This window comes from Desulfovibrio sp. SGI.133 (assembly GCF_050313955.1).
Lineage (GTDB): Bacteria > Desulfobacterota > Desulfovibrionia > Desulfovibrionales > Desulfovibrionaceae > Desulfovibrio.
Genome location: NZ_JBNPMK010000003.1, coordinates 343,288 through 360,375, shown reverse-complemented (window position 1 = coordinate 360,375; position 17,088 = coordinate 343,288). Strand labels below are relative to the sequence as shown.

At 63.3% G+C, this 17,088-nt stretch carries 17 protein-coding genes and 1 tRNA gene; 1 reads left to right on the top strand and 17 read right to left on the bottom strand.

All coding sequences use genetic code 11. From position 1 onward, the window contains the following. Window positions 1-616 precede the first annotated feature (616 nt). Window positions 617-1,591 carry a DMT family transporter gene (locus ACQRBR_RS06690; RefSeq protein WP_427812618.1) on the top strand — a complete coding sequence of 325 codons (975 nt, stop codon included), beginning with the start codon at window positions 617-619 and terminating at the stop codon, window positions 1,589-1,591. 462 nt (window positions 1,592-2,053) lie between these two features. Here the strand turns inward: ACQRBR_RS06690 and ACQRBR_RS06685 are convergent, their stop codons facing one another. The 17 genes from ACQRBR_RS06685 to ACQRBR_RS06605 all read right to left on the bottom strand — a co-directional run bounded on the left by ACQRBR_RS06685 (window position 2,054) and on the right by ACQRBR_RS06605 (window position 16,945). Next, window positions 2,054-4,792: a hypothetical protein gene (locus ACQRBR_RS06685; RefSeq protein WP_427812617.1), complete on the bottom strand. Its 2,739-nt coding sequence runs from the start codon at window positions 4,790-4,792 to the stop codon at window positions 2,054-2,056. Further along, window positions 4,792-6,561, bottom strand: coding sequence for a hypothetical protein (locus tag ACQRBR_RS06680; RefSeq protein ID WP_427812616.1), 1,770 nt, complete (start codon window positions 6,559-6,561; stop codon window positions 4,792-4,794). The genes ACQRBR_RS06685 and ACQRBR_RS06680 overlap by 1 nt, the downstream gene beginning before the upstream one ends. Further along, window positions 6,561-8,639, bottom strand: a complete 2,079-nt coding sequence (locus tag ACQRBR_RS06675; RefSeq protein WP_304027476.1) for a hypothetical protein — start codon at window positions 8,637-8,639, stop codon at window positions 6,561-6,563. Before ACQRBR_RS06675 ends, ACQRBR_RS06680 begins: the two co-directional genes overlap by 1 nt. Before the next feature lie 48 nt (window positions 8,640-8,687). After that, window positions 8,688-9,668: a hypothetical protein gene (locus ACQRBR_RS06670; RefSeq protein ID WP_427812615.1), complete on the bottom strand. Its 981-nt coding sequence runs from the start codon at window positions 9,666-9,668 to the stop codon at window positions 8,688-8,690. A gap of 1 nt (window position 9,669) precedes the next feature. After that, window positions 9,670-9,852, bottom strand: coding sequence for a hypothetical protein (locus ACQRBR_RS06665; protein WP_040369748.1), 183 nt, complete (start codon window positions 9,850-9,852; stop codon window positions 9,670-9,672). Next, window positions 9,849-10,316 carry a hypothetical protein gene (locus ACQRBR_RS06660; RefSeq protein WP_300644650.1) on the bottom strand — a complete coding sequence of 156 codons (468 nt, stop codon included), beginning with the start codon at window positions 10,314-10,316 and terminating at the stop codon, window positions 9,849-9,851. The genes ACQRBR_RS06665 and ACQRBR_RS06660 overlap by 4 nt, the downstream gene beginning before the upstream one ends. Continuing rightward, window positions 10,303-10,440, bottom strand: a complete 138-nt coding sequence (locus ACQRBR_RS06655) for a hypothetical protein (RefSeq protein WP_155807045.1) — start codon at window positions 10,438-10,440, stop codon at window positions 10,303-10,305. Before ACQRBR_RS06655 ends, ACQRBR_RS06660 begins: the two co-directional genes overlap by 14 nt. Before the next feature lie 22 nt (window positions 10,441-10,462). Next, on the bottom strand, window positions 10,463-10,942 hold the full coding sequence (locus ACQRBR_RS06650; RefSeq protein WP_427812614.1) for an ERCC4 domain-containing protein: 480 nt from the start codon (window positions 10,940-10,942) through the stop codon (window positions 10,463-10,465). After that, window positions 10,923-12,110, bottom strand: a complete 1,188-nt coding sequence (locus tag ACQRBR_RS06645; protein WP_427812613.1) for a primase-helicase zinc-binding domain-containing protein — start codon at window positions 12,108-12,110, stop codon at window positions 10,923-10,925. The genes ACQRBR_RS06650 and ACQRBR_RS06645 overlap by 20 nt, the downstream gene beginning before the upstream one ends. Then, a complete protein-coding gene (locus tag ACQRBR_RS06640; protein ID WP_427812612.1) occupies window positions 12,098-13,204 on the bottom strand; it encodes an AAA family ATPase in 1,107 nt (368 codons plus the stop codon). The genes ACQRBR_RS06645 and ACQRBR_RS06640 overlap by 13 nt, the downstream gene beginning before the upstream one ends. A gap of 3 nt (window positions 13,205-13,207) precedes the next feature. Further along, on the bottom strand, window positions 13,208-13,429 hold the full coding sequence (locus ACQRBR_RS06635) for a hypothetical protein (protein WP_427812611.1): 222 nt from the start codon (window positions 13,427-13,429) through the stop codon (window positions 13,208-13,210). After that, the gene (locus tag ACQRBR_RS06630; protein WP_427812610.1) at window positions 13,422-13,733 is read right to left on the bottom strand and encodes a hypothetical protein; all 312 of its coding nucleotides are present in this window, start codon (window positions 13,731-13,733) and stop codon (window positions 13,422-13,424) included. The genes ACQRBR_RS06635 and ACQRBR_RS06630 overlap by 8 nt, the downstream gene beginning before the upstream one ends. Beyond that, window positions 13,726-13,923, bottom strand: coding sequence for a hypothetical protein (locus ACQRBR_RS06625; protein ID WP_278337793.1), 198 nt, complete (start codon window positions 13,921-13,923; stop codon window positions 13,726-13,728). Before ACQRBR_RS06625 ends, ACQRBR_RS06630 begins: the two co-directional genes overlap by 8 nt. Before the next feature lie 540 nt (window positions 13,924-14,463). Continuing rightward, window positions 14,464-14,658, bottom strand: coding sequence for a helix-turn-helix transcriptional regulator (locus ACQRBR_RS06620; protein WP_006007491.1), 195 nt, complete (start codon window positions 14,656-14,658; stop codon window positions 14,464-14,466). A gap of 99 nt (window positions 14,659-14,757) precedes the next feature. Beyond that, on the bottom strand, window positions 14,758-15,357 hold the full coding sequence (locus ACQRBR_RS06615) for a hypothetical protein (RefSeq protein ID WP_427812609.1): 600 nt from the start codon (window positions 15,355-15,357) through the stop codon (window positions 14,758-14,760). Window positions 15,358-15,489: 132 nt separating this feature from the next. Continuing rightward, the gene (locus tag ACQRBR_RS06610; RefSeq protein WP_300644632.1) at window positions 15,490-16,689 is read right to left on the bottom strand and encodes a tyrosine-type recombinase/integrase; all 1,200 of its coding nucleotides are present in this window, start codon (window positions 16,687-16,689) and stop codon (window positions 15,490-15,492) included. Between the two features lie 180 nt (window positions 16,690-16,869). Beyond that, window positions 16,870-16,945 (bottom strand) — tRNA-Lys (locus ACQRBR_RS06605). Window positions 16,946-17,088 lie beyond the last annotated feature (143 nt).

Below are 17,088 nucleotides of genomic sequence, written 5' to 3'. Positions count from 1 at the left end.
CGCTGCGGATTGCTTGTTATGGCTGCCATACATGCACATGAAGCCTGGTCGTTGCACCTTTTGGCAAACTCCCGGGCGAAAACTATAGTCCCTCCCTGCACAGCAATAAGCGTGCCATATGTGAAAAACTTCCCTATGTCGGGCAATATCCCGTTTTCTCACGAAAAAAGAAATAATAACCATTATTTTAATTTAAAAAATAATAAGTAAAATAAAAAAATTTTAATTTTTATATTAAAATTTATATTACATTATGTAAAAAAAGACCTGCTTGTGATTATTTGGCTAACCGTACCCGCCTACCCCCCCTTCAGTCAGCCATCTCCTCCAGCACCCTGATTTATCTGTCTTATACAGCCCATCCCTACAGGCAGCCCCTCGACAGCGGCATCAGTCACCGGCCATGAATGCCCTGAGCCAGGGGCTCCCGGCCGCAGACAAAGGAAAAACAACCTTACGCAGCCAATATAATTGGCGATCGTCAAAATACCCCTGATGCGGCATGGAAATTGCTGACCACAGGCAAGCTTGTGCCCGACGGCACAGCCTTGTGACCCACATCACCGGCCTGCTCATGCGGACTGGCGAACGTCCTTACAGATGGAGTTGACGTACCATGAGCATCACAGCGAGCCCCGGGCGGATCTCCTGCGGCTCTTCTCTGCTGGCTGGCGGCCCTTTGTGCATCATCCTCGGCGCCCTGTGCTTCAGCACCACCGGCACCGTACAGGCCCTGGCCCCGGATGGCAGCCATCCTCTGGGCATCGGGGCCCTGCGCATGCAGATCGGAGCCCTGGCCCTCTGGGCCTGGTGCGCCTGCCGGCATTCCCTGCCCGCGGGGCTGCGGCACTGGCAGCTGCGCTGGCTCATTCCCGCCACGCTGGGACTGTTGGGCTTCCAGGTCTTTTTCTTCTGGGGCGTCCAGCAGGCGGGCGTCGCCGTGGGCACGGTGACGGCCATCGGCTTCTCTCCCGTCATGGCCGCCATCCTGGCCCGTATCGTCCTGGGCGAACGCCCTGCCCGCATCTGGTACCCGGCCACGGGCCTGGCCCTGGCCGGGCTCGTGCTGCTCAATCTGGGCGGCAGCCAGGAGACCAGCACGGCCGCCCTGCTCCTGCCCCTGCTGGCGGGGGCCTGCTACGGCGCCTACTTCGTCTTCAGCAAGCCTCTGGGCCGGGTCCACGCGCCGGAGCACATCATGCTCCTGCTCTGCGCGGGCAGCGGGCTCCTGCTGCTGCCCGTCCATTTCTGCACGCCGCCGCTCTGGCTGCTGCACCCCCAGGGGATGGGGATGGCCCTGTATCTGGGCGTCGTGACCGCCGCCCTGGCCTTCAGCCTTACCCTGGCCGGGCTGCGCCGCACCCCCACGGCCATGGCCGCCACGCTGGCCCTGGTGGAGCCGCTGGGCGCCGCCTGCTGGGGCATCTTTTTGCTGCATGAGCCTGTCGGCGGACAGGAGCTGGCCGGTATGGGCCTGCTTTTCGGCGGTGTGGCCCTGCTGGCCCTGGGCAAGAAAACGGAGGACACGTCCCCGACGGAGGAACATGCCCCCTCCCGGCCCCTGAGCGGGGAAGGTGCCCCCCAGCACTGATCAGGCAGACAATATCCCGGAGACTGTCGGCTGCAGACGACAGCTCCCAAGGGTCCGGAAAGGATGTTCTCCGTGTCCTCCCGGGCCCTTGTTTTTTACCGGCCTCCGTACCGGCCGTCTGGCTCCGAAACACCAACGGGCCGCCCCTTTCGGGACGGCCCGTTTCGTTATCCGCAGGACACAGCGGCCCCACAGACGCAAAAAGCCCCTGACGCTCTCGCATCAGGGGCTTACATGCAATGGTCGTGCGTCAACAAAAATCACACATTTTATACAATAAATTCTAAGTGTTATATTTTTGTAAAAATTGGGATACCAACAAAAATACCAACACTTTATTTTCATGCCATGGAGCCGATGCCCCCTGTACCCCTTTTGCCCTTGCATCCAGGTCTTGCGTTGGCGTCCCCGTCTTCCGTATCGCCGCCACCAGAAAGGTCTTCATTCCCGGCAGGTGTTGGTTTACCAGGGCCGCAGCCTGTCTTGCGTGGGAGAAACAAAATAGCGTTGTCCGTATTCCTTTTGGGCCTGGCGCTCCATGCGGCGCAGCACCCCCGGGGAAAGGGATTCCCGCACATGGTAGAGGAAGGCCCACTCCAGCACGCCACGCGTCATCCAGAAGTTAACGAAAGGCGCATTGTTCAGAGCAATGGCCGCCGCGTCCTTGCCCGCTGCCTCCCAGTCTCCGCGCAGTGCATGGCCCGGAATGGCAAAAGCGGCATTCAGCATGCTTGTGGCTACAGGGCCGGCTAGCGTCTCCACGGCCGTGTTGCCGTAGCGGTTGAGCTTGCCGAACAGGAAATCCCCGTAGATGCCCAGACCGCCGGATCGGGCCGCGGCAGCTGCCCAGGTCTCCCCTTTGCGGGGATCGCGCGGGGTCTTGCCCCGCACGAAATCGTTGAGCGTCTGCGAGGCATAGCCCAGGGCAAGGGAGATGATGGCGAAGCAGACCACGCCCGGGATGTCCCGTCCCAGCCCCTGCCCGACGGATCGGGCCGTCCAGCCGTAGGTCAGCCCCTGCTGACGCTCGCCGCGTATCCAGCGCCGCCCGCCGAGGATGCGTTGCATATAGGCGATGGGGAAGCTCTTGAACTGCATGACAAGGCGCCACATTTCCCCGGCGGGCGTCCCCGGTCGTGTCCCCTGCCTGGTGACGGCACGGGTGGCATCATCGGCTTCGATGACCCCGAAGGCCACTTCATCGGCCAGCATGGCAAGGGAATCCGTTTCCAGACGGTCGCGCAGGTTGTCCTGGGCCTGCCGGCGCGCTTCCATCCAGGCGGCCTTGTCCGGAGCCGCGGGAAGGGGTGTCCGCGCCGCTTCGGGGTCTTCCCCCATGCGGCGGCGGTTGTCGGCTTTGATGCGGCGGCGTATGGTGCGGGATTCCTGTACCCGGCGGGCAAAGGTCGCCTGCTGCAGAGTCTCCGGCAGGAGCGGTTCCAGCAGGCTTTCCGGCAGATCGCGTGCCGTCACGGGGGCAAAGTAGGCCGTGCCGCCCTCGTCGCGCTGGATCATGTGGCGCAGCACTTCCCAGCGGGGGGCGTCCACCCCGTGGTAACGGAGCATGGCCCGCCGCGCCTCGTCCAGCTGGTCGAAAGCCTTGCCAGCTGCGGCGCCGATATGGCGGGAGAGCCACAGCGTCATGGCGCTGCGCCCTTTTTCCGTGATCCAGTTCAGGCCGCTGTATTTGAACATGGCATTGTTCAGGTCGGCCAGCAGGCCCGGCAGGGAGGCATCCGCATCCCAGCGGGCGGCGAGCTCCCCGGAAAGATAATCGAGGAAGGCGCCTGTCTGCCCGGCGATCTCCTTTTGCCGTGCACTGTAGCGCCGGACATATTGCAAAACGCTTTCCTGGATGGCCTCGCCCCAGGTCAGGCCGTTGACGCGCATGCTGGCCGCCTTGGTGCCCACATCGGAGACCGAAGCCAGGGCCGCGCTCCCCAGCTTGGAAAGCGTCTGGACGCTGCGCAGCAGGTATCCAGCCCGTGCCAGCGTGGGGCTTGCCGCCCGGTTCGTCTCCCCGGTCAGTTCCGCAAGCCAGTTGTTCCCCTTGCCCGGCAAAAAACGATTGTGGCCGAAGGCGCTGTCCAGCTGTCTGATCTGCCTGTTTTTCTCTTCTTCGGAAAGGGACAGGTTCCCCCTGATGGCGGTGCGTTCATCCTCCACCAGGGACATGACCATGGCGCGCGGGTTAGGGCCCAGACGCTCGGCAAGGGAGACGCGCCGGGCCGCGGCATCCAGCTGGTGGATCATGGCGTCGAACAGATTCCCCCGGCCGAACGTGTCATGGTATTCGATGGCGGCATCGGCGTCCCGGAAATGCAGCACCCGGGCCTTGCTCATGATGGTGACGCGGCTGCCCCGCTCCCTGCTGTCCGGGGCCGTGGCGGCACTGTCTTCAGGATGGAGGCGCCGGGTGCGGTCCTCCCCCGTGACCAGCTCGGAATATGTCTCCCGGAGGATCTTCCGGGCCTCTTCGTCAGGGAAGGCATCGGCGCCGAAGGTGCGCGACCTGTCCAGCCGGGCAAGAATGAAGTCAACCCAGGCCTCCTTGCCTGCCTGGAGCATCTTGTGCTCGTCATGGATCTGCGGCGTCCAGCCCTTGCGCTTGCGGATGTCGGAGCCGTTGGCGTTCTGGCGGTCGATGGCCTGTTCCCCGTAGCGGGCAAAGATGTCCGCCACGGCGCGGGCATCGTCGTTGCCGGTGCTGTGCGGGCTGCGCATCTCGCGGAATACGTCGTCATGGAAGGCCTTGTCCTCCCGCAGCAGGGTCAGGGCCGTACCGTCGCCCACGGCCTCAAGCTCGCGGATCATGGGCACGGTCCAGGAAGCGAAGATCCCCTTGCGCTGAAAGGAGATGGAGGCCCGCGCCCCGTCAAAACGCTTGCTGCTGCCCACCAGCATGGCTTGCAGTCCGTCCAAGGAGGTGAAGCCCTGGGCCCGCACCGAAGCCAGGAAAGCCCTTGCCTCGTTGCGGCGTACGATATTGAGCGCGGCCTGCCGGCGCTTCATGGCGGCAAGCCGTTTGTTGTCGGCCTGCAGCTTGCTCCAGGCACGGGAAAGCTCCTGCGGACTGTTCTTCCCTGCGGCCTGCAAGTCCCTCTTTTCCCGCATCATGCGGTCGATGATGCCCGCGGCCTCCACGGCAGGGGCCCCTGCCTCTTGCAGGGCGCGGATACAGTCGGTCCGTGAGATAGCCATTATTCCGCCCTCCATACGCATTCCACGATGCTTTGCCCCAGCTCGTCCAGCCTCGCGGCCTGGAGTTCTGCCTCCCTGGCCTGTGCCAGCTCCAGCTGATCGCGTTCCGTCAGGGCCTGCGCCTGTTCCAGCTCCATGACCCGCATTTCCTCCGGCAGGGGGGAAAGTCCCTCCGGCCCGTCAGCGGACATCCCTTCCCGCAGCGGCGGGGCCGGTGCGTAGGCATCCTGCTGCTCCACGGCATAATTGACCACGGGGCGGCCTTCGGGCATACTGGAAGCAGTCATGTGACTGGCCCCTTGCTTGCCCGCCGGGTGTGAAACATCAATCCCCCGGCCGGTATCTTCGTTTCGGGAGGAACCTGGGACGGAGGACGCAGCAGGGGGCTTTTTTCGTGACACGCCCTCCCCTTCCTTCAACGGCCCCACATACATGCTGACCAGCCGTTCTCCCGGCCTGTCTTCCCCGTGTCGTGTAACGATGCGCAGCACATTGCCGTCTTCACGCGGGATGCGCCATACACGATGGCCGCCCTCAACAAACCCTTCGAAATCCCGTACCAGCCGCGGCAGGGAAATGACCTCTTCCCTCGTGACCGGCGGCATGTCCGGCGTTTTGTTGCCTCCTTCCCCGTGGCCGAAGATGATCTTCACCATACCGAAGCCGCTTTTTGAGCCCGTGACCCGCTGCAAGGCCCGGCCCTGCACCACGATCCGCCCGTCACGCTCCAGTGCCGGGCCTCGATGGACCAGGACGGCCTCGATGTCTTCCGGGCGGAGCGTAGCCAGCACCTCGTCCGGCGGGCCGCCCAACGGATCGGCCCGTACCAGATCATACGCCCGAGCCAGTGCGTCCGATTCCCGAAAAATGGGTGCCACATTCACAGGATGCCCGGCGGACAGATCGGCAAGCCCTTTTTCAAAGGCCTTGGCTATGGTCAGCCTGTCTTTTGCGGGCAGGCCCACGCGCAACAAATCAGTACCGGCATGGCGTCCTTCCGGGACAGCATCGCCCTGCCGCGTCCTGGTCTGCCACCAGTGGCCCGCACCGCCGCCGATACCACCCAGCAGCCCACCCAGTGCGGCACCGAACAGCGTGTCCAGCATGGCGTCGGCAAAGCCCACATCCTCTCCGCGTGCGGCCAGATCCGGCAGAACCAGGGCATCAGCTGCCAGGGAACCGGCCGCGCCCTCGATGGCGCCCGTTTTGAGGCCAGCCATGATGCTGCCGCGCAGACCGGCACCTGCCGCTTTCACGCCCCCGGCAAAGGGAATGAAGTTCACGGGATCGGGCAGACTGCCCAGCATGACGGCCCCCAGACCGAGCGCCCGCAGGGCAGGATTGAAGACCTCGTCCCCCCGGGAGATGAGCGCGTCACGGTAGCGGCGCCGGTCGTAGTTCTCCGCCATGATGCGCGCCCGTGTGGGCGTCATGTCCGGGCGGTAGGCCATGCCCTTGCGATACCAGGAGGACGCTTTCCAGTCCGCTTCCGACATGGCGGCAGGGTGCGGCGCCAGAGGGGTGGAAATCCCTGTCAGCCCCATGACGAGCTGCTGCTGCCGGTAGTCCTCACTGTATTCACCGGCGGCTTTTTCGGCCTGCCGGATGGTGGTCTCTTCCCACACGCGCCCGGTGGTGGTGAAGTCGAAGCCCTGGGCCGCATGCGCTCCCAGGTACTCCCCGGCATCGGGGACGGGCAGGGGCGTATCCTGGCTGAACAGCCGTTCGGGCGTCATGGGCTTCCTTTCCTGCTCGGCGTATCCAAACATCAGAACCCCTCCATGGCCGTGTCCACGGCTTCCTGCAGATCTTGCTTCATGCGTGCGTCCCTGGCCTTCCGGGCCCTGGCGGGAACCTCCGCATACGGGACGCGCACCAGCCTCCCGTCAGGCAGGGCCACCGGAGCACCAGACACAGGGTCCACAAGGACGGCTCCCGTACCGTCCCCGCTGGAAATAAAGATACCGTTCTCCGCCAGTGCCCGTGCCTTTGCGGCGTTGAGCCTGTCCTCATAGCTGCCGGCTGCGGCCGTGCTGGCCTGCATGTATGCCCGGAACACGTCCTTGCGGGCAGACCGCAGCACGTCTTCCAGATCGTCCGTATCCACCTGCGCGGAGCGGGGGATGACCAGACGCATGCCGCTGTCGTCGATCACGGTGAACATGCCGTCCAGCGTGTCGGGTGTAAGGCCCAGCAGGTCGGCATTGACCATGGCCTGGCGCATGTGCGTGGCCAGGGAACGCAGCTGGGGACTTGTGGGCAGGTCCTGTGCCATGCCCGTAACGGCCTGCATGATGTCCGAAGCGTCCACACGGGCCTCGGCTTCTTTGCGCAGATCGCTGTCATGGCCGCCGGGAATGTCGCCAGGTTTCAGACCAGAGGCCTCCAGGAACAGACCGGCTTCCCGCTGCGGCAGGGAAGAGAAGACAGGGGCCACAGCCATGACGGACGGAGGCATCTTGAGCTCGCGCAAGACCTGCGGAAAATAGTCTCCGGTTCCTGCCTGCAGCTTGCCGAGATACGCGGCCTTCGCTGCGGGGGATTCCTGCCGGTCATACTCGTTGCGGGCATTTTGGGCCTCGCTGTCCGTCAGGATGCGTGGCGTATAGGGTAGGCCCTGCCCCAGCTCCAGCTGCAGGGCAAGACGGCGGCGCGAACGGTCGGCAAAAGAGGCAGGCTGCTGCGGATCTGCCCCGTCCTGCTGCATGGCGGGAAGCATCGCCACATAGCCGGCAGGATCATTGAGAAACGCCGTCTGACGCTTGCGGAGCGTTTTTTCCACATTGTCCCGCAGGGCGATGGCGTTTTTTGCATTGTCCGGCGTCAGCAGGGCATTCATAGCATCCCTGGCCCGCATTTCCTGCTCCAGCAGGGGGCCTTCAGCGTTATCGCCAAGAGCAGCTTGCGCCGCTTGATAAAGCTGCAAGCTGGCGGAAAATTTTTCCGCTTCCCTGACAGCTCCCAAAGCACGCAACCGGGTGACGGTAGCGGTGGCCGCGGAGAAATCACCGGTATCCATGCCATAAGCGATCTGATCCCCAAAGCCGGATGCCGTGAGGGAGATGTCCGTTTTGCGCCGGCTCTCCAGTGCCCTGGCATGGGAGGCGATGGATGCCTCGACCCGATTCACCTCCCCGCCCAGCAGGTCACGATATTTGTCCAGCGCCCCGCGGGCACCGCTGATGTCATCGTGGGCAAGGTAGCCTTCGATGATGCTGCCCGCCGTCTGGCTGTCCAGGCGGGAAAAGAGCGCCCGGTTGTCCATGCCCGGCCGCATCCCTTCGATGCGCTGTCGCAGGGCCTCCCGGCTGAACTCGATCAGTTCCGGGTTGTCGTAGTTCTGCGCCACGAGCTTCCGGAACTCTTCCATATCGCCCTGCAGCACGGATTCTTCCCAGGCGCTTTTCTGCTGCCGGCCGTAGGCCTGTCCCTGTTCGGTGAAATGCAGGGCAGTCCCGGACGCCTGTTTCATGAACATTTCCGCAAAGCGGCCGGAGAATTTACCCTCTTGCAAGTATTTCTGGGCTGCCTTCTTGGCGAACTGCTCGAAATGCTGCCCGGCCCCGATGGCGTCCTGTCCCTTGTTTTCGGCCATGTAGCGGTCGCGCTCCGCATTGAGCTCCTGCTGCATCCCCAGCAAGGACTGACTGACGCGCGTGGTCTCGTCTTTGACGTATTCCTGGATGCCGATACCGGTGAGCTGTTTCCCCGCCGCCAGCACGTCCGCCAAAAGGCTGTCCTGCGCCGTACCGCGTACGTCCTGGATGGCCCCACGCGGCGCCCCGGGGTCGATGGGGCCCGCCTGGATGCGCCGGGGGACGGAATCGTAGGTCTGTACCCTGATCATACCAAGCCTTCTCCTGGGGCCCGCCACCCAAGTGCGGGCCCATCCCGGTTAGATGTTTTCCTTGCAGAAGTACGCTTCGCCATAAGGATCGCTCGGGCTCAAGGCACCATCAGGCGAAACTTTGCTCCAGCGCAGCCCCAAGGCAGGGATACGGATACGGTGCACGCCAAGGCCGCAAGTGCGGGGAAGGATGATCCCGGGCTCCAGGCGTTCGGACTGATCTTTCAGTTCAAGGAACCGCCGGACATGCTTTGCCAGTTTTGCTGCCAAAGCGTTGTATTCCGCCGCGATGATGCAGGCCTCAAAAACATGGCGCCGGGCCGTCACCTTCTCGTACAGCTTTTCCACCCTTTCACGGGAGGCGCGCAGGGCAGCGCAGCGTGCATCCAGCGCGGCAACGTCTCCGGCAGCCAGTCTTTTCTGCAGGTCATCCGCCGCGCGTGCCTCTGCCAGCGCCAGCAGTTCCTTGTCCAGTGCATGACAGTCCTTGCCGTCAAGGACAGCTTCCGTACGCTGCGCCTCCAGTTCCGCCAGCCTGGCATTCAGCGCAGGGTCTCCTCCCGTACGTTGCTGCGCATCTGCAAGGCGTTCTTCCGTGGCGCCGATCAACGCGGCCAGACCGGCACCGGCAGTATGGATACGCTCCAGGGCAGCGTCCATCTGCTGGATGTGGCTTTTTTTGACGCAGGAAATGTCCATGCTGCCGACATCGGCCACGAACCTGGGGACAGCGATGTCTTCAAGAGGCGCCGCGGCGATCCCTTCCGCTGCCTTGGCCGCGGCCTCCGCTTCGGCAAGTATCACGTCTCGGCCGAAGGTCCTCAGCAATTCATAGTCCGCAGCCCCGCAGTCTCCTTTAAGGCGCTCTTTGCTGGCGATATAGGCATTATGGACAAGATCAAGGTCATCGGTAAAAGGATCGGCCTTCCTCGCTTCACCCGGCGAGGGGGCAGCATGGGCTGTATCATCCATGATGCCCTGTTCGTTTTCCTTGGGCATTTCGTCGTCGGCTTCATAAAAAAGCGTCATGCTATTTCTCCTCATTGTTGCCGTGAGCATTCGGTGAGATCCACCGTACAACCAGCGTCACGCTGTCTTCCGTGTCCTCGTGTTCCGGGAAGGTCTCCCCCTCTTCAAGAAAGATGACCTTCACAGCGGGCGGCTTGTCGCTGCCCAGGAGCCGTTCCAGTTTTTCGATGCGTCGCTCGATCATCCCCATCCGTCATCCCTCCTGCATTTCCAGGCGGCTTCCAGAGCTTCCAGACGCTCCGCAAGGTTGAGGTTCTCGTCCAGCCGGGCCAGTACGCCCAGCAGCTCCATGCACCCCCGGGCCGTATCCAGCGTCATGGTCCCCTTGGTCACGGCGGCCATGATGGCCTTGCCCTGTTCCAGCAGGTTTTTGTCCGCCGGAAAGGACGGCACGGGCTCCGGCAGGGACACAGGCTTTTGCCGGGGGACAGCCAGTGTCACCAGCAACCTGGTCGCGTCCATGTCTCCCTCTTCGGCGGCCTTCATGAGCAGGGGCAGACCTTTTGTTTCCGCCCATTCCCTGGCCATGCGCACGGCCCGGCAGGAGGCGCCCGGTGGACGCCCCGCGGGGTTGCCGGACCGTCCGGCCCGGAATCGGCCACGGGCATCACGCCCTGCCTGTTCCGCCGTGCTTTTACTGGCTGTCATGGGCCCCATCCATGCTGTCCAGGATAGCCAGAAGTTCGCGGGATCCCGGCATGTCACCGCTCAGGACACGTTCATGCAGGGCGCGCAGGTCTTCCTCCGCGTTCCCCCTGAAATTGAGCTCCATATGCACCTCCGTGCGTTGATGGTTAGCGACCTTCCACCGCATCATGGGCCTTCACGATGGCGGCCCAGCGTTTCCGGGCCCCTTCCAGGTATTGCCGCAGGAAGCCCCAGGCCGTGTACTCCGCCGCGGTCCGGCTCCCGGCAAAGAAGAAGGGCAGGCGGTACCGTCCGGCGAAGGCCAGCACGCTTTGACAGGCCGCATGCGGGTTCAGCCTGCTGCGATACTGCCCGCCTGCCAGATCGGCCCAGCTCGCCTCCACCACCACACAGAAAGCGTCCAGGGCGGCGCCGCGGGCCAGCTCACGTTCAAAGCGTTCCCGCTCACGTCCCAGACAGGCCACCAGATCGGACAGCTCCTTGCGTTCCACAGCCACCTTGTCCGCCAGTCCGGCAAGGGAATAATCGCCCACGCCCAGGGTGCCCACTTCCACCGTCACGCCTTCATAGCGCGGCCCCCGGAAAGAAAAGGGAGCCTGCTCCCGGCTATCCACGATAACGCGCACCGCTGCCCTCCTCCCGCGTTTTCCCCTCGTTTGCGCCCTGTGAATCGTCCGCGCCCCTTTCGTGCGACAGGGCGGCGATACGGGTTTTTTTGACAGGGCTGGACAACGCCACCTCCAGCCATTGCGCGATGGTCGGCACCGGCTCCAGCGCCAGGGCCGCCCGGTGCATGTCGCCCAGGTCCTTGCCTCCGGCGGAGGGGACACATGCGGCGGCAGGGAAAAGGCCCCGCCAGCGCAGCCAGGCGCTTTGCCCGCCCGCGTCATTGTCGGGGCAGGCGATCAGCTGCGGCGCGGCCCGGATGAAATCCGCCGTGTCTGCATCCAGCCCCTTGCAGTTGCCCATCAGGGCCACGGCCGCCACGGACGCTTGGCTTTCCTGCCAGACAAGACAGGCATCCAGCGCGCTTTCCACCAGCACCACCGGCACCCCGGCCCGGCCGGCCACAAAGGGCACGTTGGCGCTCCCGGCCACCTGCCAGTATTTGGGCCGCTTCCCGTCCTGCCGGTCTTCGTCCGGCACACGGATGGCCAGCGCCACCACCCCGGCCTTGCGCCGTGTGGCGATGACGATGCCGCGCGGCAGCAACAGTTTGCGCCTGTCCTCCAAGGGCGGCAGGCCCCATGCCTGTCTGGTGGGGAAGGTGTCCGCCCCATTCCAGCCGACGCCCAGGGCGCGGCATGTGTCGGGGCGCAGGAAGCGGGCCGCGCAGATCCCGGCGGCTGCTTCGGGGGACCCCTCCACAGCGCACAGCCCGGCCAGAAAGGCCCCGGCCTGCTCCCGCCAGGCATCCGGGGGCAGCACGGCAGGGGGGAAGGTCTCTGGTGCGGACGGCACAAAAGGGGCCATGCCGGTCTGTGCCGCCCGTGTGCCGGTGGGGCGGGCGGGGCGTCTGCCCCGGCCCGTGGTCCCCCGTGGTCCTTCCCCGGACGCCAGCCCCAGGGTGCGGCAGGCATCGGCATAGGACAGGCGGCAGAAGTCCCGCAGGAACTGGATGCCGTCGCCCCGGGCACCGCACTGGCGGCACAGGTACGCGCCGCCGCGCGGGCGATCCGGCCAGACCAGGAAACGGTCCCGGCCGCCGCAGGCCGGACAGGGGCCCGCCAGCTCGTGCGGCCCCTTGCGCTTGAATCGCTCCGGGCAGGGAAGGAAGGTGCTCAGATCAGGCATTGTTCCCCTCCTGCACCGGGACATTGGGCTTGTCCCGCTCCCTGTTCCGGCACCCCCGGCAACAGGCCCCGGACACCTCCCGGGACCGGGACATCGGACCGGGACACACCTAAAGGTGTGTGTCCCGGTTGTCCCGCCCCCGGGGAAGGGGGGTGTCCCCCGGGACATGTCCCGCAGTTGTCCCGCTCTGTCCCGCCTGTCCCGGAAGGGACGGAGTACATGTCATCCTGCACAATGATGACCCCCAGGCTGACCAAACTTTCCCGTGCTCTGCCAAAAGCCTTTCGTTTGGCTTCTGTATTGTCCGCAGTGGACCGGGCATAAAAATGCCTGCGCCAGACGTCGATATGCACGGCATCGTCTCCCGCTTCCTGCAGGGCCGCCTTGAGGGAGGCAAGGCCGTATTCCTGCGAAGGGGTCAGGTGCGGCCGACGCTCGGCCCGCCTTGCCGTGACATCGGGAGCCACCACGCAGGAGGACAAGGGGTCCCCGTCCTCGTCGGTTCCCAGCGGCACGGCCTTGAGCAGGAACGGCCAGCGCATGCCGTCCACGCCTTCCTTGCTCTTGCGCAGCACCACGGCGCGGGCGCCGTTCTTTTCCCGCTCCACCTCCAGCACGGCGTCGGCATCGGCTGTCAGGCTGTAATGCCCCCGGGCCCCGCGGCCCTGGTCCTTGCCGGTATGGTGCACCAGCACCACCAGCCCGCCGGTCCGGGTCTGCAACCGCGTGGCTGCCTCGATGATCAGGCCCATGTCCTGGGAGCTGTTCTCGTCCAGATCAGGAGCCGCCGCGTGCAGGGTGTCGATAATGACCACCCCGCCGTCGGGGCTGACATTGGCCAGCGCCTCCACATCGTCCATAAGGCGCAGACGTTCGCGTACGAACTGGACGTCCCGGGGGTAGCTCTGTTCGTATTCTTTTTCCCAGGCCTCAAGGCGCGTCCGCAGCCCGCCGGAGCTTTCCAGGTTCACATAGACCACCGAGGCTTCCTTGACCCGGCAGCCGAACCAGCGGCGGCCAAGGGCGATATGCGCGGCCAGATCGAGCATCACGAAGGATTTGCCGGAGCCGCTGGCCCCAAAGACCACCGCCACGCCCTAGGCCGGCAGGACGCCTTTGACGCGCCAGGCCACGGGCGGCGTGGACAGGATGCCGGCCGCCGTCTCCAGATGGATGGCCCGCACCGGGACCACGGCGGCGCAAGGCTTCCTTCCTGCCGTGTCCGCCCGGGAGGTGAAGGCCGCGGCGTTGGCAAGGATCATGTCCGCATAGGGGGGCTGCCCGCCGCCGGGGATGATGTCGTCCGTGATGTTACTCATGGTCGCCCCCTTCCCGTTCGGGATCCCACAGCGGGGGCAGGTCGCGCTCATGCGGCAGCCCGGCAAGGGGGAAGGAGAGCTCCCCGCCGGCGATGGCGATCTTGTCCAGGAGCAGGTCGAAGCAGAGGGCAAGGCCCATATTGCTTTCATCAGAGGGCAGACCGTTGCCGTCCTGGGCAAACATGTCGCCCACGACGTTGCGCAGGAACATGGCCAGACAGGCGGCGTCTTCCAATGCGCTGTTGGGGGAGATGTGCCGCAGGCTCCGGGGGATGCTGGAAGAGCGGGCGCAATAGTTACGCATGGCGCACCTCCACCACGGTCAGGACATGGCCGAGCATGGCCCAGCGCACACGGGCCGACGTGGACAACGACGTGCCCAGCAGGGCCACAAGGGCGGCAGTTTCACCGGCACGGGCCAGCTTGCGAAGAAGGAAGGACAGGGACGCACGGCCACCGCAGGACGCGGGGCGGAAAAGGGGGATGGAATGCATGGGGGCCTCGCAAAGTTTGGGGAAAACAAAAAAGGCAGGGTATAACGCTCCCCGGCCTTTGCGAAGCCGCCAGTCCTCACGGATACTGGACGTTACAACCCTGCCAATATGTGCAAGCAGCCCGCCGGGCATACGTCCGGCAGGAGCGTTGACAGCAAAAGCAGTCTGTGCGGCAAGGCTTCTTCCGGCATTGGGGATGCTGGAAAGGCGCTTGCTACGCCTCGCAAAGTTTGGGAATTCAACCATGCCCAAAGCCAGGGCGCGCGTCAAGGGCCGCAGTTCTTCCCACTTGCCGGGCGCGAACAGGTCACACCACCCGGCGGCGGTACGGAGCTTTTCGCCGGTCATCATGCAGAGCTTGCGATCATGGCCGGAGGCCAGGGCCACAATACGGAAAAACTGGCAGCGGTCGCAGCTTTCGCCTTGTGCGGGAAGGGCGGGTGTGGCAGAATGGGGGCAAGCAAGATTGACCACCTTGCCGCCTTTTTTACCTGCCCCCACCGCCGCCAAGCCTCGGGGGCTTTTCTTTTGGATCATGGCCTAGGCCTCCCTGCTTGCGCCCTGCTGGCGGACAAAATCTTCCAGAGCCGTCACCGGCCACACCGTGCAGCGTGCAGACAGGCGGGTCCCCTGGGGCAATCGCCCTTCACGGATCCAGCGCCAAAAAGTCGAGGTGCCGATGCCCAACGCCTCGGCAAAAGCCTTTGCCCTGAGATAACGGGTAACTTCCGGCATGAAAAAAACCTCCTGGAGAGTTCGTGGAACTTTCCAAGAGGCTAAGAAAATGCGGACCGGGGAAACCGATCTCGGGGAAATTATTCCCGAATTCGGTTTTTATTTTTGCAGTTCTTCGATTTCTTTGATGATTTTTCTTGTGGTATCCTCGGAAACCGGAAAACCGAAATTTTCCGTTGCCCTGCTGATAGTCACCGCCGCCCCGCGCTCGTGCAGATCTATCTTGCCGTTCCTGTTGGCAAGGGCGGCAATGACCTTGAGGTAGGTATTTCTGCTCCTGGGATTGACCCCTTCCGCCTGCCGGGCCTTCTCCAGTTCCGCTCTGGTCTTCTCCAGCTCTGCTTGCAAGGCCGCCTTCTCTTGCCGGGCCTGCTCCAGTTCTGACTTGACCTGTAGCAGTCCATCTTTCATGTCGCGTAGATTTTTACTTTTATAGCTATTAGTCTGTATAATATCAGTATCTCCAACACTATCTCGAATTGATTTGTATAATACTTTATTTTTATTACTTAAATAAAGTATAGCAATTGACATAAGAACGAACATTAAACCTTGAGTCGTTGGAAATATGAATATGCCAAATGACATCAAATATTCTTGCATCCAAACTATAGGCCGGCTTAACAGCAATACAACTCCGATACATAACATAGGCCAGCCCAAAGATGGTGAAAACATATAGTCTAAAAATTTAGCCATATCCCCCCCTTGCAGGGTCTCCCTTGATAGATCCCCGGCAGGGCGGCAAGGGTTCCGCCTTTTCGGCATGGGTAGCTAGTCCATGCCTAGCCGGGGAAAAGCCCGGCTACAACACGCCACAGCAGGGGCAGGCTACCCTTCCCCGTCGCGCAGGCTGTCCAGGTAGTCAGCCCACTCCTGCATCATGCGGCGACGCTCGGGCAGGTATTCCGCATAATTGTAGGCGGCCCGGACGCTGTTGCGTTCACCGTGGGCAAGCTGCCGTTCGATCCAGTCCCGATTGTAGCCCTGCTCATTGAGCAAGGTGGAAGCCATGCTGCGGAAGCCGTGGACGGTCATCTCATCCTTGCCGTAGCCAAGGCGCCGCAGTCCGCCCAGCAGGGTCATGTCGCTGATGGGCGCTGTCCTGCTCCGCATGCCGGGGAACAGGTAGCGCCCTCCGCCAGAGTACAGCGCAAGCGCCCGGAGCTGTTCCACCACCTGTCTGGCCAGCGGCACGATATGCATGACGCGCATCTTCATCTTCTCGGCAGGGATGCGCCATTCCGCTCTGTCCAGGTCGATCTCCGCCCACTCCGCTTTCCGCAGCTCTCCGGGCCGCACGAAGACATAGGGAGCCAGACGCAGGGCCGCCCGCACGATGACGTTCCCTTTGTAGGCGTCGATGTCACGCAATAGGGCCCCGATGGCTTGCGGCTCCCTGATGCTGGCATAGCTCTGCGAACGGATGGGAGACAGCGCCCCCCTGAGACTGGCCACAGGATCCACGTCCGCACGGCCCGAGGCGACGGCATAAAGGAAAATGCGGCTGCAATCCTGCATGGCCCTGTGAGCGGTGTCCACGGCGCCGCGTTCTTCGATACGGCGGGCCACGGCCAGCACATCCGGCGCGGTGATCTCCCGTATGGGGCGCGATCCAAGCAGGGGGAAGACGTCCCGCTCCTGCCTGGCAAGGATCCTGTCCCTGTTGGACGCCGTCCAGCCGGGGGCATGCTTGGCGAACCATTCCCGCGCCACCACTTCGTATGTCATGGCCTGGGCAAGTACCGCAGCGGCCGCAGCGGCCTTGCGTTCCTTTTTCGCTTCGCCGGGATCGATTCCCCGGGCCAGCAGCTCCCGCGCTTCCTCGCGCCGTTTACGGGCCTCCACGAGGCTGACCGCAGGATATTGCCCCAGGGCGAGCGTTTTCTGTTTGCCACCAAAACGATAGGCAAGGCGCCAGAGTTTCCCCCCGGAGGGCGAAAGATGCAGGTACAGCCCCCCTTCATCGGAAAACTTCTGTGTCTTGCCGGTAGCCTTCAGGCTCCGAAGCTTGGCATCCGTGAGTTTCATGGCAATCTGTTGGTATTTTTTCGGCGGGTGTGTTGGTATTTTCCAAGATACCAACAAAAATACCAACAAATAGGTGAGAGGTACAGGGACTTTCTGGGACTACGCGAGAGAGGACAAAAGGAAAAAAGTTAAGCCCCACAAGGGGTTCGATACCTTGTGGGGCTTTCTGAGATTTTAATTTGGTGGGTCGTGCGGGGTTCGAACCTGCGACTCTCTGCTTAAAAGGCAGATACTCTACCTACTGAGTTAACGACCCGTTGAGACGTTTCAGATATACAAATCCCCACATGAAGTCAAGGATTATTTTACACAAATCCTTTTTTCCGGCCATTCCATGCCGCAACGGCATGGCTTTGTCCCCTCTCATCGTACGGGGCACCGCCACGGCCGGGCACTCTG

Excerpts from the sequence above, each read along its gene's own strand:
- ACQRBR_RS06690 (WP_427812618.1), top strand. The coding sequence starts at position 617 with ATGAGCATCACAGCGAGCCCCGGGCGGATCTCCTGCGGCTCTTCTCTG.
- ACQRBR_RS06685 (WP_427812617.1), bottom strand. The coding sequence starts at position 4,792 with ATGGCTATCTCACGGACCGACTGTATCCGCGCCCTGCAAGAGGCAGGG.
- ACQRBR_RS06680 (WP_427812616.1), bottom strand. The coding sequence starts at position 6,561 with ATGTTTGGATACGCCGAGCAGGAAAGGAAGCCCATGACGCCCGAACGG.
- ACQRBR_RS06675 (WP_304027476.1), bottom strand. The coding sequence starts at position 8,639 with ATGATCAGGGTACAGACCTACGATTCCGTCCCCCGGCGCATCCAGGCG.
- ACQRBR_RS06670 (WP_427812615.1), bottom strand. The coding sequence starts at position 9,668 with ATGACGCTTTTTTATGAAGCCGACGACGAAATGCCCAAGGAAAACGAA.
- ACQRBR_RS06665 (WP_040369748.1), bottom strand. The coding sequence starts at position 9,852 with ATGATCGAGCGACGCATCGAAAAACTGGAACGGCTCCTGGGCAGCGAC.
- ACQRBR_RS06660 (WP_300644650.1), bottom strand. The coding sequence starts at position 10,316 with ATGACAGCCAGTAAAAGCACGGCGGAACAGGCAGGGCGTGATGCCCGT.
- ACQRBR_RS06655 (WP_155807045.1), bottom strand. The coding sequence starts at position 10,440 with ATGGAGCTCAATTTCAGGGGGAACGCGGAGGAAGACCTGCGCGCCCTG.
- ACQRBR_RS06645 (WP_427812613.1), bottom strand. The coding sequence starts at position 12,110 with ATGCCTGATCTGAGCACCTTCCTTCCCTGCCCGGAGCGATTCAAGCGC.
- ACQRBR_RS06635 (WP_427812611.1), bottom strand. The coding sequence starts at position 13,429 with ATGAGTAACATCACGGACGACATCATCCCCGGCGGCGGGCAGCCCCCC.
- ACQRBR_RS06630 (WP_427812610.1), bottom strand. The coding sequence starts at position 13,733 with ATGCGTAACTATTGCGCCCGCTCTTCCAGCATCCCCCGGAGCCTGCGG.
- ACQRBR_RS06625 (WP_278337793.1), bottom strand. The coding sequence starts at position 13,923 with ATGCATTCCATCCCCCTTTTCCGCCCCGCGTCCTGCGGTGGCCGTGCG.
- ACQRBR_RS06620 (WP_006007491.1), bottom strand. The coding sequence starts at position 14,658 with ATGCCGGAAGTTACCCGTTATCTCAGGGCAAAGGCTTTTGCCGAGGCG.
- ACQRBR_RS06615 (WP_427812609.1), bottom strand. The coding sequence starts at position 15,357 with ATGGCTAAATTTTTAGACTATATGTTTTCACCATCTTTGGGCTGGCCT.
- ACQRBR_RS06610 (WP_300644632.1), bottom strand. The coding sequence starts at position 16,689 with ATGAAACTCACGGATGCCAAGCTTCGGAGCCTGAAGGCTACCGGCAAG.